12 protein-coding genes are annotated in these 15,545 nt (G+C 44.7%); 1 reads left to right on the top strand and 11 read right to left on the bottom strand.

What is annotated here, in order from left to right; all coding sequences use genetic code 11:
• Positions 1 to 9 precede the first annotated feature (9 nt).
• From QUB77_RS14350 to QUB77_RS14325, 6 genes are all read right to left on the bottom strand, one after another.
• Positions 10 to 2,376: a hypothetical protein gene (locus tag QUB77_RS14350; protein ID WP_333323149.1), complete on the bottom strand. Its 2,367-nt coding sequence runs from the start codon at positions 2,374 to 2,376 to the stop codon at positions 10 to 12.
• Positions 2,377 to 2,486: 110 nt separating this feature from the next.
• Positions 2,487 to 2,909, bottom strand: a complete 423-nt coding sequence (locus QUB77_RS14345) for a plasmid mobilization protein (RefSeq protein ID WP_333323147.1) — start codon at positions 2,907 to 2,909, stop codon at positions 2,487 to 2,489.
• A gap of 437 nt (positions 2,910 to 3,346) precedes the next feature.
• Positions 3,347 to 3,604, bottom strand: a complete 258-nt coding sequence (locus QUB77_RS14340) for a hypothetical protein (protein ID WP_333323145.1) — start codon at positions 3,602 to 3,604, stop codon at positions 3,347 to 3,349.
• Positions 3,605 to 4,402: 798 nt separating this feature from the next.
• Positions 4,403 to 4,732: a XisI protein gene (locus QUB77_RS14335; protein WP_333323143.1), complete on the bottom strand. Its 330-nt coding sequence runs from the start codon at positions 4,730 to 4,732 to the stop codon at positions 4,403 to 4,405.
• The gene (locus QUB77_RS14330; RefSeq protein WP_015211743.1) at positions 4,720 to 5,136 is read right to left on the bottom strand and encodes a XisH family protein; all 417 of its coding nucleotides are present in this window, start codon (positions 5,134 to 5,136) and stop codon (positions 4,720 to 4,722) included. Before QUB77_RS14330 ends, QUB77_RS14335 begins: the two co-directional genes overlap by 13 nt.
• Before the next feature lie 319 nt (positions 5,137 to 5,455).
• Positions 5,456 to 9,334, bottom strand: a complete 3,879-nt coding sequence (locus tag QUB77_RS14325; protein WP_333176483.1) for a hypothetical protein — start codon at positions 9,332 to 9,334, stop codon at positions 5,456 to 5,458.
• Positions 9,335 to 9,479: 145 nt separating this feature from the next.
• Here QUB77_RS14325 and QUB77_RS14320 point away from each other — a divergent pair, with 145 nt between their 5' ends.
• Positions 9,480 to 9,710 carry a hypothetical protein gene (locus tag QUB77_RS14320; protein ID WP_333132173.1) on the top strand — a complete coding sequence of 77 codons (231 nt, stop codon included), beginning with the start codon at positions 9,480 to 9,482 and terminating at the stop codon, positions 9,708 to 9,710.
• Positions 9,711 to 10,025: 315 nt separating this feature from the next.
• On the opposite strand, the gene QUB77_RS14315 is transcribed toward QUB77_RS14320, so the two are convergent.
• The 5 genes from QUB77_RS14315 to QUB77_RS14295 form a co-directional block, all read right to left on the bottom strand.
• A complete protein-coding gene (locus QUB77_RS14315) occupies positions 10,026 to 11,621 on the bottom strand; it encodes a DUF2357 domain-containing protein (protein WP_333176485.1) in 1,596 nt (531 codons plus the stop codon).
• The gene (locus QUB77_RS14310; protein ID WP_333176487.1) at positions 11,593 to 13,257 is read right to left on the bottom strand and encodes an AAA family ATPase; all 1,665 of its coding nucleotides are present in this window, start codon (positions 13,255 to 13,257) and stop codon (positions 11,593 to 11,595) included. Before QUB77_RS14310 ends, QUB77_RS14315 begins: the two co-directional genes overlap by 29 nt.
• Positions 13,258 to 13,318: 61 nt before the next feature.
• Positions 13,319 to 14,149, bottom strand: coding sequence for a ThiF family adenylyltransferase (locus tag QUB77_RS14305; protein WP_333323141.1), 831 nt, complete (start codon positions 14,147 to 14,149; stop codon positions 13,319 to 13,321).
• 22 nt (positions 14,150 to 14,171) lie between these two features.
• Positions 14,172 to 14,903: a hypothetical protein gene (locus QUB77_RS14300; RefSeq protein ID WP_333323139.1), complete on the bottom strand. Its 732-nt coding sequence runs from the start codon at positions 14,901 to 14,903 to the stop codon at positions 14,172 to 14,174.
• Positions 14,896 to 15,543 carry a hypothetical protein gene (locus QUB77_RS14295; RefSeq protein WP_333323137.1) on the bottom strand — a complete coding sequence of 216 codons (648 nt, stop codon included), beginning with the start codon at positions 15,541 to 15,543 and terminating at the stop codon, positions 14,896 to 14,898. Before QUB77_RS14295 ends, QUB77_RS14300 begins: the two co-directional genes overlap by 8 nt.
• Positions 15,544 to 15,545 lie beyond the last annotated feature (2 nt).

Here is a 15,545-nt window from a genome sequence, read left to right as displayed (position 1 = left end):
CAAAGTGGTTTAAGCTTGCAATTCGTTGCGGTCTTCTCGCGACTGTTCTTTGCGTCCTGGCGAGGTATAGTTGTAGTCTTTAGATGCTTGAGAATCTCTAAATTGAGTTTTTTGTGGCTCTGGGGAGCCGACTACAGCTTCCATTTCTTCAACAGCAATGTGGCACTGCCGAACCTCTGGTGGCTTTCCTTTGACCAGAACGGCATCGAACACTTGTGCGTCACCTTGGCGGGGGTCAGTTCCTATCAGTTGTTTTGACCCGTCTGGCAGATCCAGGATTTCAAATTCGTATTTGACTGCCCCGGTCGTGCCGTCTTCGCGACGCGATTCTTTCCAAGGAAACACTGGATCTTTTTCCCCGCTAAAGCGTTTGGGGAAGGTGTCCTGAAACTTTTCAACTAAAGCCTGGGCAGTTGCTAGCTTGTTGTATTCTTCTTCCGACTGAGGCAATTTGAAAATGGCTTCTCTTTCTTCAGGAGTTAGTTTGTCCCGATCCGGCTCAAATTTCCAGCGAGATCCATTCTTGGTTCCCGAAAAAATTTCGGTATTATCGCTGCCTTTTACAACAACTTTAACTTCGTTGTTTTCAGCAGTTACATTCAAGCTGCCGCCACCATCAAAAGCAATACCCGATTGGGGAGACTGCCCCGTAGCGAAAGCATAATTGACCAAGCAATCTGCTACAGTTTCTCGCTGCTGCTGTACTTTTGTTTGAGCTACCATTTTACTAAGAAGATCCTCTGGTTCGCTTTCCTCCTTGTCGATACTGTTAGGTGCAGTAACGGTTGGCTGAATTTTTTGACGAGTTTCTGGTCCTTGTGAATTAGGATTAAATTCTGATTCAACAGGCATCTGAACGGTCATTTTATGTTCCAGTTTGTCAACGATACTTTCAAGGCGATCCAACCTCTTTGAGAGGTGGCCTAAATAGTCTTGAATTTGGTCTAACTGTTCGCTGATGCTGGTATCTTTATCGAGCTGTAGAGGCTTAGATTTCTGGGAGTTTGGGTTGAGCTTGCTCTCTAGATCGCCAATCTTTTCGCCAATTTGAGCTGCCTTGGTTTCGGGATTGTTGATTTTAACTCCCTCGGTGACCTTGGCTTCAATGTCGCGCTCGCTTCTCTGAGGCTGGCTCGTTTCCAATTCCTCGGGTTCAGTTGCAGCAGGCGGTTCTAATACCTGCTTAGCCCGTTCAGCCAGTTTTTCAGTGCGTGTATCTATCGCCTCTATGCCGGAAATGACATCAGCGTGTTTAGCACGAGTCGCAACTCGGTCGGCGCGATCGTTTAATGAGTCAATTTGTTCGAGAATTTTTTCGAGTTTTTCTGCCTGTTCCTTTTCCCTCGCTCGTTCAATGTAATCAATTAGATCTCCAATACTCTTGGCTCCAAGTAGACCCATTAAAGAGACAGTTTGGACGGTTAAGCCACTTACGGTTAAGCCGTTAATTTCGCTTCCCATAGAAGCGACACTTGCACCTTGACGATCGGTTTCTTTTAGAACAGTTTCAAGGGTGTCGAGGAAGGGATATTTTGCGTCGGGCTGTTCAGCAAGTTTTTGCTTGATTTGTCCGTTATCATTCTGAGTTATAACGCGGCGATTTTTAGCTATCTTGCCCAATACACCATTGGAGATAGGAGTATCTTCATCATCAGAAAGTAGTTCTTCAATATTATCTTCTTCCTCCTTTTTTTGCGTTTTGCTGGCATTTTTTTGAGAAGCTACTGACTTTCCTAGCTGGCGTTTGGACTGCGATGACTTGCGAGTTTGCGTATGGTGGCTGGGAAAGTCTGCATCTTCTTCTAAATCGCTTAAGTCATCTTCCAATTCATCATCTAGTTCTAAATCGCTTAAGTCATCTTCCAATTCATCATCTAGTTCCTCATCAAATTCTTCGGAAATGCCGTCCTCCTCTAATTCATCACTGGCATCCAGCCCGATTAAGTCCATAATTTGGGATGGAGTATAGTAATTGTTATTGTCTTTCGTTTCAACGCCAGCCTGTTTCAAATTTTTAACTAAATAGACACCGCTGGTTCTCTGGCTGGGGTCTTTAGTTAAATAGAAAACAAAGCCAGACACCTCGCCTCCTTTTCCTTCAGTAACTAAATCCATGCTGACACTAGCTTTCTGATTGCCAGAATCATTGATTCTGTCGGGTCGTTTGTTGAAGGATTCAACGAAGTTTTTGAAATCTTCCCAGTCCTCAATGCCACCTTCTTCTTGGATTGTTTCTATGGCAGCATCGAGGGTTTCCTGAATGTGTTCCAGTTTTTTGACGTGTTTGGGATCTGTGGCTGTTAGGACAGACCAAGTACGTTTTGGGGCAGAAAATTGTCTTTTGGAGTTGGGTTTAGTTGAGAGTTTTGCCGCCATTTTTTCTCACCTCCTACGAGAAAAATTGAGGTTATCATTAGGTTTTAGCTTGAACTTTCAGCAGCACTTGAGATTGTCAAACAAGACTATTGGCTAGTTGAGCGATCGCTTTATTGGTAATCCACAAGCGGGGGTATTTGTTCGCAGGTTTCGCTCAAAAGTTCTCTCCTGACTTTGCCTCTTAGTTCTTGGTGATATTCGCCTAGCATTCTGCTGAATTTTTGCAGAAGTTCTAGGCTTTGTTTGGGTAACTTTCCTGCTTTTACTGCTGTCTCTACACCTCTGGTCATTTGGCAAATGTGCGCGCTCATTTTTCGCAGTTGGGCACAAGTTGCTTCATCGATCGCGGGGACTGTACGGTCAAGGCTAAAGGCGCGTTTGCGCAAGTAGTCAGACAGGCTTTTTTCACCTGATTCTGCGGCACGTTTCACTAAATCTGCCTTTTCCAAGGTGGTTAGGCGCACTCGGACTACTTCAGTCTTTCCGTTGGGTTTGGAAAGTTGGTTTTTGGGAAGAGTTGCAGTTGTAAGCACATCAATTCTCTAGGGCTAACTAACGGTTTATTAAGGCCAAGTTAAACAGCAAGGGATTAGGTCAGAGCGGTTGTTGGCATCAAGTTAACTTAATGCTGAGCAACCGATGTTCGCTACAATTTCCTGAACCTTGATGGCAAGGTTTGCGCCGTAATTCATCCATTGCTTTTATTGATTCAATTTTCAGCAATTCTGTTGGAGATGAGGCTGTTTCTTTCGGTTTATGTTTTGTTCGGTCACAAGTCGCATTAGTGAGAAGTGACCGGAGCAGTTTTTATCATCCAGATGGCTGATTCGAGGGTGGATACTGCTGCCTGGATTGCTTGTAGCTTTTGACTGTCAAAGTCGGACATGCAATCGTGCTTTGTTGTTGAGGACGGCTCTTAGTTTTGCGATCACCGCCGCTCAACAAAGTCTTAATATTTCGTGCTGGGAGTTTAAGCAAGTCTGAGTTGATATTCCCAGAAGAATCGCTCTGTATTGTTCGGGGTGCGACACAAGTATTTCCAAATGTCCAAGTGTGTGTCCATTGCCAAACCTATGACGATATAAGATTCTTCATTGTCTGTCACTGCATCCCCAAAGTTAAAATCCGGTTGCACCCAATGGTCAGGCAGGGCGATCGCATTCGGTTCAGGGGCAGTAGCATTGGTTGGATGCGCCATTTCAGTGGGCGTGTAGTGTTTTTGTGGCATTCGGTCGATTTTAAGGGCAAGTGAGCGCCCTGCTTACTGGCGGTAGCCAGAGAAGAGGTATCCGTCAGCCACTTGTGCTGAAGCGAAGATATGTCGTTGCCCTTTGCACAAATTCTGACAATTGGGTGATTTGGGCGATTTACTCATTTTTACCCCCCTATAACGTCTATTTGACATGGCTTGCTATGCGACTGGCGTACTAACTAGGAGGATTGAGGAGGTGTCGGAGTACAAAAAATCTATTAAAAAGCAGCGAAATTTAATTTAATTTAATTAAGATTTGTGAAATTTGGAGGAAAATTTAGGAAATATTAGGGAGAAGTAGGAGATATTAGGGAATATTAGGAAATATTAGGAAACAGAAGGGTTAAAATATAAAGCTTTTTGTGGCTTTCAGTAACAATTGTGGTGTTATTTCTCACAAAAAGTTGCACCCTCTGTGTGGAGGATGCAACTCATGCTTTTTGTTAGCAGGTGCTATTTCTTAGAAGAACCTGACCTTGGTCGTAACATCAGTGGGGTTAGTACCTGAACCAGCGAGGCAACAGAGCGGATTAAGATAGCGATCGCTAAAATGAGTCAGCGGATTTAGGCTACATCCCTCTAGCTATTGAGACTTGCGATTATGCCTTATCCATTGCTACAGAATTAGGCATCCCATTAGCCCAAGAATGTCAGGAGTTGAAAGAAAAATTGCTAAGCGAACAAACATAAACTGTGACGAATCAGTGGCAAATGTTTAATAGGAGAGTAAAGAGGGATATTTATCAAAATGACTAAATGCGATCGCTCCCATTTTCAACTCACAGCAAACTCAGTAAATTTTCGTTTATAGGGAGCTTTAAACGCTAAAACTATATCTAGCTTAGGAACTCCAGCTTCTACTAATTCGTTAGCAACTCCCATTTCTGTACCATCCCGTTCGATCCAAATTTTGCCATCTTTTATTTCCACGTAAATGATACAGCCAAATACTCGTGTTAAATCTTGCCAACCAATATTAAGAACTTGATAGCGATCGCGTTCCGTATCAAATATCAGTTGGACTTCAGTCTGGCTATTTGACCGATTTTTGGCATGACTTTTAAGAATTGTTTGCACTACTTCACGGTAATTCATTCCTTCCATAGAACAATATCCTCTCGTTCGGGGTTAAAAATAAGCAATTTGAGTTGATGTTCTGCAATTACTCTTTGAATAAATTTACGACTAAAAAATTCATCGTAAATATCAACTGTAATTGCTAAATACAAAGTTCTCTCTGGCTCTGTCAATCTCAAGGCTGAACGGTAGTTGAGGCATTGACCAAGTGCTATGTGAAACTCAGTCACGTCTGACGCTCCTAGAAAAGATTTTACCTCTACTGCTATCTTTTGACCAGTTTTTTCAGCAGCTAGGATTCTCTCTGCTGCTAAGTCTATGTAAAAATCAATATCCTCAGCTTGAATAAATAGAGGATCGTCTGTAATTGTCCACCCATCTTTTTCGAGAGATGTTTTAACTGTATTGTGAAAGAAATCTTTAGCTGACATTAAGAAACTTTGTTTTCAAGCTAATTGTTAGGATAGCACAAGTATACTACAGAGATTTGCGAAGCGAAGCGTTGGTCTAGGACGAGGGTAAAAAGTGGTTTAAGTATAATCCATAACATACTTTTAGCTGTGCGTACAACAGAAGTCAATGGAAAATTTTCCATTGACTCCTAGGCGATCGCCCCCTAATATCAATTCCGGTTAGACCGGAATGATGGTCCGTGGTCCGTGGTCCGTGGGGGAATGGGGAATTATTGACCTTGACTTTATCATTCCCATCCAACCGGAAACGATATAAAACCCAGCCACCCCCACTCGACTAAACCATTTCCAACTCCCTCGGTTTCGATTCAGTCGCAGGCGTGAGAATAGTTCGGGACTGGGCCAAATCTTTTTCCCGTTCTACAATCATCTCTTGAAAACGAGCCGCTGCTTGCTCTGTCAGGGGAATTTGAACCTCCCCGGTGTGAACGTTGGCTTTAAACACGGTGCGCTTGGACTCGTTTCTGACAAAGCAATCCCCGTTCGGCTGCACGTAAGCGGTCCATTGGTTGTCGCCAAACTTGAAGTGCTGGGTGCTATGGGAAGGAAGGTGCGATCGCCGTTGCTTGTAGGTTTCCGAGACGACGCCCAAGAGCGTGTCTTGCAGAGAAAGCCGCCAGTTTTCAGCTTTAGCGTTAGTGGTGTCGCGCTTTCCGTTATTAACTGCCGTTTCTGGTTTTGAAGCAGGTTCTTGTTGGAATTTTGGCGGTTGGTACGTGCTACTGTTTTGAGCAATTCCTTTTGGGCGAAGCGCTTCGCCAATCCCGCTTTGTGCAGGCTTCGCCAACTCAGAAGTCTGAGATACTTCAGGTGAATCGATCGATGGCAATTGAATTTCAGGCAACCGAATCGATTCGCGATCGACTTTCAGCATAACCGACCGGCCGCCTTTGTCGGGGGAAAGCGTCGCCTCAAAAGTGGTTCCAGGGGGAAATTTAGGACTTTCAGGGGAAAATGTACCCAAGTTTTTCCCGGTCAACTGGATAATGGGAGTGCCTTGAAATCGGTAATATTTCTCGTGAGTGGGAGGTAAATCTATCGTTCCCACTTGCAGAGTTACTTTCCGATCCTTCCATTTTGACTTGGAGAAATCTTCCTCTGAGTAATCGTTATCGGGATGTTTGACATTGACTACTTCTATTTGATTTACCCGATAATTTGACAAAGCATCGGAGATTTCATCCATGAATAATTTGTAGACAAGTGCGCCTCTACCTGCTTTATCTTGAGACTCAATCCACCGACAATCGACGGGAGGGACGATGAGGAGTCTGGTTTCATTACCGGAGTAGTTTGTTACCTTCAAAGAGTCGGTGTCGATATGGTCGTTGGAATTATCTCCATATTTGGCATCTAGTTTCGCCACCATGCTTTGGGGTAAGTTTTTGAAGGCGAATTCAACTAACGGCAATTCGGGATGAGCAGTGGCTTCGTATGCAATCCCTTTGCTATCGAGTGCGTCTTTCCATTGGTTAGGAAGGTCAATGGTTCTGCCGTCTTTAGTTTTCACTTTCTGGAAAGGAACTTGTAGGACGTAGACATCTCGCGGTAAGGCTTCGTGGAGCAATTCGTAGTCTTCTTGTAGGGAAAAGGTAATTTCTAAATCCTCTGCTACCTTCTGGCAAATTGTCCGGTGTTTGCTCAGGTTATCGGAAGTGTGGGTAGCTTGGAATAAAGCATGAGCAGCCCTGGTTTTTCTTTCAGGAGTATCCCAAATTTCGTCAATCTCGGCTCGATAACTGTCATAAAGTTTCCCCATTTCCTCTTTTCGAGCTTTGATATCGCTGCCAGTGCGATCGTAGATAATGCTTTTGTCCTCTTGAAAGCGCTGCACCAGGTCTTTCGCCCATTGCAATTCGTTTTCTTCCCAATGCAGGTCATTTTCTTTGCTGTGTCGGTACTCGATTCCTCTCTCTACTAAGGTATTTTTGTACTCATAGAAAACGTGCAATTCTTTCCCTTCTTTTTCATACTCAATGCCTGCTGCATCCAGTTGCTGGCGATTGTCTTTCGACACGATTAAATGAGCCGGAATTGGGGGAAGAATGTGCTGAAATTCATCTCGGTTGCGGTGGATGAGCCGCGTCTGTTCCCAATAAGGGTTAACGGCCTCTTTGGCTAAGACGTAAACAGGATTGGGAAAGTCAGCAGGCATGGGAAATTGTTTGTACAGTCGCTCGTCTCCTTTGTACTGGAAAAAGTAAGTGCAGCTTTTGTGTTTCTCGCACCATTCATCTACTTTTTCTAGTAAAGTGTCGGGATTTAGATTTGTTTTCTCTTTCACTTCTTTGGCATCTTTACCCCGCAGCGAGTTTTTCTGGTAGTCAACTTCGTACTGTTCCATAATGCTGAGAGCAGCGATAAATCGCTTTTGCTGCTTGAGAAATAGCTTTTCATCTTCGCCGGGGTTGGGGAGTGCTGCTGCTACTTTGCCAATGGCTAAGGCGACGATTCCGACTTCATTTTGAGAGCTGGCAACTCCAATTTGTTCTAGGGTAGTAAATTTGCGTTGACCTGCTTTAACTTTACCTTCTCTGACTTCAGGGTCGTCTTCTCGATACCGAGCTTTAGTATAGGGAACTTTCTCGGCTTGTACCACTTCTCCGAAGTCAAATAATCCGTCTTGTGCTGGTAAGATTTGTTGGGCAATTTGAGGGATTTTTCGAGATTCGATGCCAAACGGTTCGTCACCGTCAAAGTCTCCTTGATGGAACTTTTCTAAGTCTTTGGGATTGAACCAAATTACCCCTTTGATTTTCGACATGACAGCACGGGTTTCCTCTGAAATATTTTCCAGGTTTTTTGCGTGTACATTTTGATATATCCTCAGACCATCTTTGTTGAGAATTGGGAATCGACCTTGAACGCATTCTCCTTCTTCTAAATGGTTAGCGCAAACCGTGCCTTTGGGTAAATCTTCGCAGGGTAGAGCCATTGCAGAAGTCATTGATAAAGCTCCCCTGGTTGCCAGATTTCGCCATTTGGATGCCAGCCACCTTTCTGCCATATTGGTGAATTCGGGACTGCCTATCATCAGTCCGAATTTATCGGCTTTGAGCATCTGGATGTCCTGTCTTTCCCGCTTTTTATCCTCGGTACTTTCCTCGCTGTCACCGTTAATTTCGTCGTCAATTGTAGTTGATAGTTTTTCCTGCTGTTCTTTGAGTTTTTTTTCATTCAAACGCGCTAAAAATGCTTCGCGCTTGTCATAATCTTCAATCATCGCTTGGCGCAATTTCATGGGGTCGCGTTGCAGTGCTGCCAGTCTTTGGGCTTCGGCTTTAGTTGTTGGTACTAAGTCTTGCCTTTGGGCTTCTTCGTCGAACCAAACTCCAGTAGACTGCCAGCTTGTTTGGGTGATGCCGATTTGACTGTTTTTGCGGTTTCCAAGGATGGCTTTTGGTAATTCGTAATCGCCACAAGGAATGAGTTCTTTGAGTTGTTTTTTATTGATGCCTTTGATGCTGGAACGGTCTAAAATAAGTTGAGGTTTGTTCCCTTTAGAGTCGGCGTCGGAGTCGAGTAAATTGTCATCGGGACGGAGGGTTCCTTTAGCCAGAAAGCTGACTTGGGGTGTGGATTCTGTATTTTCTGTATTCCAACTGCTCAGCCAAGCGAAACGAAATTGACTGGCTCGATTTTTCTCGCCGCCGATGCTTTTGAGTAATTCGGAACTGATGGCACCGTGACAGTCTCCGGTTCGATATTTAGCATATTGCGGGTCGGTGAAATCAACAATTTTTACTCGCAGATGGTCGCATTCTGATACGCCGGACATACAAGTGCTGACTAGAAGGGAACCGTAGCGACAGGCGGTGTCTTTTTCGGTTACGAATAAGTCTCCTATCTTTTTGGCTAGGGTTTCGTCACCAAAATAATAGCTGTTTCCAGATTGAAATATCATGCGTCGCTTGATGCCGTCTTCAGGGTCGTGGATGCTGGCGCGTAATTGGCTAGGATCTGGATTGGATTTGTCAAGTTTGACAATCATTAATGTCTTCAGTTCCTCTGGTTCAAATATTGCTTGCAAAATCGAGTGCCGCAGGATTTCTGGGTTGTTGAAAAATTTTCCTACATTTCGACCTTTGGCATCAGTGTAAGCGGCATCAAAAACGGGAATCTTGAGTCCTTGTTCGGTACAAACTGTGGCGACCATGAGTTGATTTCTCCCTAGAATCGAGGTGTTATAATAGGAATTGTTGAAACAGTTGGTAAGGCAGGTAAGAAAAGTCTATCTAAGCCTTAACAGGTTGAAACTCGGTCAAGTGTTGACCGTTGGAAGTGTTTTTGAGGTGATTGAAATGGAACTAAAGGTTGATACAATTGTTAATCCGGCTCTGTTTGAAGATGAAGATACTGAGCTGGTGGAATTGGCGATCGCTCCTGAAGATGAGGATAAATACCCATTCGTGCGTCCCAGCAGTGCTCCTGCGGATTTGATGGACAGACCGGGGAGGGTTATTGAAGAATGGGAGAATATGGACTTCGACGAGCGAATTCAGGCTGACCCTACATATATCGATAGGGTCTAGGCGTAGGGGGACACATAGCAGAGGCATGGGGTGTTTGGTTCGATGGGGCGGCGGTAGCCGCCCTAATATGATCTTTGAGCTTGGCTAGGCTCAATGGAAAATTTTCCATTGAATAAGCAGTTGCGGTGGGACAGTTTGCGACCAAACGTTCTTTGGAGAGTTTTCATGCAGGTTTGATTGTTTAGGTTCCTGCTCATCGTAAATTTTTACAACAAATTCGCGTTGTAGGTATAGGAAATATGAAGCATTTCGATTAGGTATTGGCTTAATAGGATAGGAGTTTTTACTTTCCTAATTGCAGCACTATTTCCTTAATTAGAAATTCATCGCCGATTCAAAGACTCGGCGGAGATGTTTGTGCAGTTCCCCAACTAACAAAGGGTCTGTGGGTAGTGCTTGTAACCCCTCATCATATTGCTCATAATTTCCAGGGTACAAGATAGCTGCATATTGAACTACTCGCACCCCACCAACTCCACGAATGGCATCTCGATAGCTGTGCATCTTGTCAATGTCCTGTTTGAGAGGAACTTTACAACCTTCTCGCGAATCTACCTTGTACTTCGGATCGAATAGATAAATGCTAGGAACCTGGCTAGACGGATGCCTTACCTCTACGACAATATCTGGACGCTGGTCAAAGCTAATGCTGTAGGTGGCTGCACTTGGGTCGGTTGCAAAGGTACGCTCCGGGGTAAGCGTCACCGATACTTCGGTCTGTGGATGCACCAGTTCTACGGCTATTTCTCCGTTTGGTAGCACCACCACCAACTCGTTTTCAATCGGGTGTGTCAACCGATTGTGCTTTAACCGATATCCTTGCTCTGCTGCAACTTTCAGCAATACCTGGATTACTTGAAGTGTTCCCCATAGTTGATACAGGTATGGTAGATTTTGCAACGGCACATCCAGCGCCGATTGCTCCAATCGGACTTCCATCTGTCTGCAAAACTCCAAAAAGCCCTCTAGGGCTGCCCGGTAAGCAGGACGCTTTACGAACACCATTGTCAACTGGTTGCTCAAAGACTGCGGTAAGCTGACTTCCGAGAGAAAATGTGCCTGTCTCTTAGCATCGCTTAGACTCTTTACCAACCTCTGTAGCTCTTGGATACAGTCGCTGTAATCATTGCGGGATGGCAGCAACATTAGCTCATTCAGCCACCGCTCTAGTCGCAGCAATCGCCGCTCAACTTGATGCACGTACAACTTCACCAGACGGTTTTCATACACATCCAACGTATGCTCCACCCGACAGTCGAGGACACGCACTGGTTTACCAAATTTGTCCAGATTGTGACCCCGCATTGCCTGGGGTAATCCGCTGATGGAAAGCCGCCGTGCCTGAGCCTGCGGAACCCATACCTCCTGCGATCGCAGGACTTGATGCGGGTCAAGTGCTAACTTTGGTAAAAGACTTTGCAATCCGGGTCGTTCCTTTGTACCCAAAATCGTTCGTCGTAGGCGGTTAAGTTCCTCTGCTACCGTCGTTTCCTGTGGCATTCGGAACACTAAATTGCCAAATGCTCCAACCCGTTGTAGTGCCACTGCCACTGCTGCTGGCAACTCCATTGATAAATCGGTTAGTAATTGAGTAAAGGCATCCAGTGTAATCTTCTCCGGTAGAACCGTGACGATCCGCTCTTCAACTGTACTTCCACACTCTAAGCGCAACTGATAATAGCCAGGGTCTGACCGTTCCCACTCTGCAACTATGCAATCCTGACCGTGGATAATGCGCCGTTGCACATCTAGCTGACGACCTTGCCGAAACAACTTTACCTGTGACCACTGGTCAAGTGGCAAACGCACCTCGATCAGCGCTCGTTGCCACTCCTTTGGCCTATCCAAACTCTCGCCTTTGTCGGTGCAAAACCCTAACTTACTAGAAGTATGAGGTAAATCCATGTTCATTAAATTTATTCCGCATATCTTCGGCTTTTTTAAGGCTCAGTTCCAAGTTATTGTTATTTGCAATCTTTAAAAACTTTTTTAATGCTTCTCCAACACGGCTATCTCCTCCTTTAAACTTAGGCAATACTTTTTGGAGCAACTGTTCATCTAAGGCTTCATTCCACGGCACGCTCAGTTTTTCAGCTTCTTTTACGTATGTTACTATCTCATCCATGACCCGGAATGCAAACGGCGCAACAGGGTGAACATCCTTCCAGACTTCCATCAGTACCTTAGCACAGTCACTATTACAAGCTGTTTTTACCAGATAATCCCTCAACTGCTGCTCATTAATAGTCAATTCAATTAGTTGGGCGCGATCGTAAACTTTATCCGCAAAGCCATGAGTTGTCTCATCCACATTGACTGTACCAATAAAATAAAGGTTTGGTGTCAATAATACCTCACTCTTCCCTGTTTCTTCGTTTGGCCCTAGCTCTATTCGCGCGGTTCCCTCTCGCATTCGCACTTCCATTGCAGACAGAAACTTTGCAAAGTAGTACTCCACCTTCGCTAAATTCATTTCATCTAAAACTAAGTGATAAAGCTTTGGTTTTCGGCCTTCCTCTTGTGCCTGTTGATATTCCTTCGCTGCTGCTTTCAAAAAGCGGTTGAACTCCGTATCATGATACTTCTTATCAATCGGATTGAAATATCCTAATAAGTCTTCATTGGTTAGCCAGTTGGGGGCTACTGGCACTAACAGGTATTCTGCACTTATGGCTTCTGCATACGCCTTAGTCAACCAGGTTTTTCCTGTCCCGCTAACCCCGGACAAGATGACGAACTTTCGAGTCTCTAGCCCTAAGTGATAACGCCGTAGCAAACGCTCATCTATTCGCAATCCCAGTTCGGCAACTTGTTGTTTGATGTCCTCAAAATATGTAGTAGTCATCTCTCGTCCGAACTGTTCCCGGTTTACTGACGCTTGCACCTGTGCTGCTAGCTCATCCCCATCCCCAGTCCACTCTAGCAATCCTTCACTCAGTAATTTCTCTCGTTTCTCTGAGTTAAACAATGCTTCTACAAGTGTTTGGTGATAAATACTCTGCTTTATAGAAAATTCATTTTCCTCTAGCTCCTTGTAGATACTCAACGCTTTCTCATATGCTGTCTGTGTGTCGCCATACCAGCCATTTTTTTTCTTCCACTTCTTTAGGTACTTAGTTTCCACTTGGTCATAAGAGTCTTTCAGTTTCTCTGGTATTCGGTGATACTGTGGTGCTTTTTTTCTACCCATCTTATCCTCTCCAACGAAAGGAAAAATAAGTTTATATTCAGACGGTTTTGAAAAGGTGCATACTCGCCAACCCTTGAAATCAAGAACCAAAATCCACTGACTGCAACACCAAGATTTGTTAAATGACTCTACATTATTTTTATAATGAGAATCTTCAATACTCTCCACTCCTATTGGTTTCAGCGCCTTAAGAAGATAGCTGTGGTCTATGCGGGAACCGGGTTCGATGCTCAAACAGAACTGCGGATCTTCTGCATTATTAACACCTAAGAACTTTAGAGTGTCTTTTAAGTAGTCAAATGCTTGATTTGCCTCTTCCTCATCTGAGAAGATTTCTGAAAACGGCTTTGCTAACATAAATCAATCATAAATAGGAACTAGCTCTAGTATTCCCTCTGTCTTTTCCAAAAGCTTTATATCAAGCATTGGATTTCAAAGCTGCACACACAGACTGCTGAGTAATGTAAAGCGATCGCGCCGTCCCACTCTCCAAATCAAAATAGGTCGCAAACCGCTTGAGATTGCCCGCAGCCATCCGGTACAAATAATCCGCCGCCTCAGCCGCCACTCGAACATTCACGCTCTCGCTCTGCACATTCAGCACTGCCATCTCAGCACAAGATAGATTATTTGTCAACTCTTCAGGTTTCGGTTTCAAAAGGTCAGGAGCCAGGAGCATCGGAGATGGCAGCCTAGCACATCCCAGCCCCCCAAAATGATAGAACTCCGGGTCAGTTTCCAAAGAACTGCCCAGCAAGATTTGTCCGGCTGCTGCATGATTTCCGCAATCGAGATACCACACGCGGGGAATTTCAGAACGGCTGTAAAATTGGTTTAACTCCAGAGCCTGATTAATTCCCGCTCTCCCGGCTGCTGTATCCACGCACCCCACCAGGATGGTCAGTTTGTCGTAGGCGTAGCGGATTAGCTTGGGGTCAAATTCCTGCACGAAAGCCGTCGTGTCAACTCCCCAAGCGATAGAGTATCTCAACGCTAGAGCCTGCGCCTTGGGCAGTCCAATTTCCTTATCGCAGAAAGCTTGCCTGCTGATGTTGGCGAATTCAACTCGATCGGGATCTGCGATCGCAAATTGCACCTTTTTCCCCGACTTACCCAAACTCCGTGCCAGCCGCGCAATGTGATACGACAGCCAAGAACCCGTTCCTCCCGCCCCAATTAGCCAAAAATCAATCGAATCAGCTTGTCTGACAATCAGAGGCGAAGCTTCCAAATAATCATAATTAAACATGGGGTAAATCTCCAAATCTTGTTTACAATTCGATTGGGTCATCTAACAAAGATGGCGCAACAGAACTGGAGTAGAATTTATCAATCAAATCGTCTTTTTCTCTACCAACTGTGACATCTACAATGAAACTCGGTAATTCAAATATCCAGTCAGCCGGAACGTGCCAGAACTGTCGATAAACTCCCACGCGGCAAATAATTTCAGCGCTCGATTCAGTCACTCTCCCTAAAACTACGAAAATGCGGAAACCCCCTTCATCTGCATCATCTGCACCTGAAAAGAAAGCTGCCATCCGATTGTGCGAATGTACCTCTACAGTGGCGTTAATGTACGAAGAATCTAAACCGTATTCAATTGCTCTACATTTAGCAGAACTTTGCGTTTGCTCGGGAATTACGAGCCGCCATTGTCCTTGTTCCTGATGAATGTGGAAAGTGATTTCTAACGGTGGTTCTGCAAGCGCGGCGATACAACTTTCTTTCCACATTTGGATGAGTATCTGCTGAGGGATTCGTCCGGGAGTTAATCGGACTAAAGGCTCAATCGGTTCTAAACCTCTGATTGACGCGGTAAAAATTTCCACCGGAATTATCACTTCTAACCCCAGTCTAACCGCTCTCACAAAGATGCCATTGCTGCCAATCAGATACTCGAACATACTGCTAGAGTGAGACGGCAGATTGTCTCCGAGTTTGACAATCTTATATTCGACAAATTCTAAGTTGTAGTGATTCAGTTTAGGTAGTTCAATCATCAGTTATTGCTGAAACTAATTTGGCAATTGTTTGGTTCGTGCTGACTAAATCTTTAACTGGGTAAGATGAACGTTTAACTACTTTTTCGAGCTGCAAGCGCACGTCACTGGGTTGTGTCCTAGATTTGCCGTCACTCAAATGTCCGTTGAAGGGACTAGAGATGAACAATTCCCAAGCTTTTTTTATAGTATTGGGCGAAGCTACAGGCGGTTTATTATCTCCCCAGCAGATGCGTCCACAGGGTTGATAGGAATGCAAATAGACGTTGGGCAGCGGAACGTGAAAAGCATCTGCTTCCGGGTCAAATTTAGAGCCTTTAATTGCCCAAACCCAGTAATCAGATTTCAACCCCAAGAACACCAATGCTGGTAAACAAACCAAGTGCTTTGATTCCAACAAATTTATTTCGTGTTTCTGAGGTAGCACGAATTTGATTGTCCATTCCCCGGCGCTGCCAGTTCCCCAACGTACTATCCCCGATTCAGGGTTTATCCAACCCGAATCAATGGGTGTATTGGCAAAAGCTGCTCGCAGAGTTGCTGGAGACAGGCATTTGTACTTGGAACTGTCCCCCGATTGATAGTGAAAAATGTAAGTACCGCCCTCAATAAAGAGAAGTTCGGCTTGAATAGTGGACAATT

The sequence above is a fragment of the Microcoleus sp. AT9b-C3 genome (genome assembly GCF_036705485.1).
Classification (GTDB): domain Bacteria; phylum Cyanobacteriota; class Cyanobacteriia; order Cyanobacteriales; family Microcoleaceae; genus Microcoleus.
This window is presented reverse-complemented; position numbering and strand designations above follow the sequence as displayed.

Excerpts from the sequence above, each read along its gene's own strand:
- QUB77_RS14350 (WP_333323149.1), bottom strand. The coding sequence starts at position 2,376 with ATGGCGGCAAAACTCTCAACTAAACCCAACTCCAAAAGACAATTTTCT.
- QUB77_RS14310 (WP_333176487.1), bottom strand. The coding sequence starts at position 13,257 with ATGTTAGCAAAGCCGTTTTCAGAAATCTTCTCAGATGAGGAAGAGGCA.
- QUB77_RS14315 (WP_333176485.1), bottom strand. The coding sequence starts at position 11,621 with ATGAACATGGATTTACCTCATACTTCTAGTAAGTTAGGGTTTTGCACC.
- QUB77_RS14335 (WP_333323143.1), bottom strand. The coding sequence starts at position 4,732 with ATGGAAGGAATGAATTACCGTGAAGTAGTGCAAACAATTCTTAAAAGT.
- QUB77_RS14305 (WP_333323141.1), bottom strand. The coding sequence starts at position 14,149 with ATGTTTAATTATGATTATTTGGAAGCTTCGCCTCTGATTGTCAGACAA.
- QUB77_RS14330 (WP_015211743.1), bottom strand. The coding sequence starts at position 5,136 with ATGTCAGCTAAAGATTTCTTTCACAATACAGTTAAAACATCTCTCGAA.
- QUB77_RS14340 (WP_333323145.1), bottom strand. The coding sequence starts at position 3,604 with ATGCCACAAAAACACTACACGCCCACTGAAATGGCGCATCCAACCAAT.
- QUB77_RS14300 (WP_333323139.1), bottom strand. The coding sequence starts at position 14,903 with ATGATTGAACTACCTAAACTGAATCACTACAACTTAGAATTTGTCGAA.
- QUB77_RS14320 (WP_333132173.1), top strand. The coding sequence starts at position 9,480 with ATGGAACTAAAGGTTGATACAATTGTTAATCCGGCTCTGTTTGAAGAT.
- QUB77_RS14325 (WP_333176483.1), bottom strand. The coding sequence starts at position 9,334 with ATGGTCGCCACAGTTTGTACCGAACAAGGACTCAAGATTCCCGTTTTT.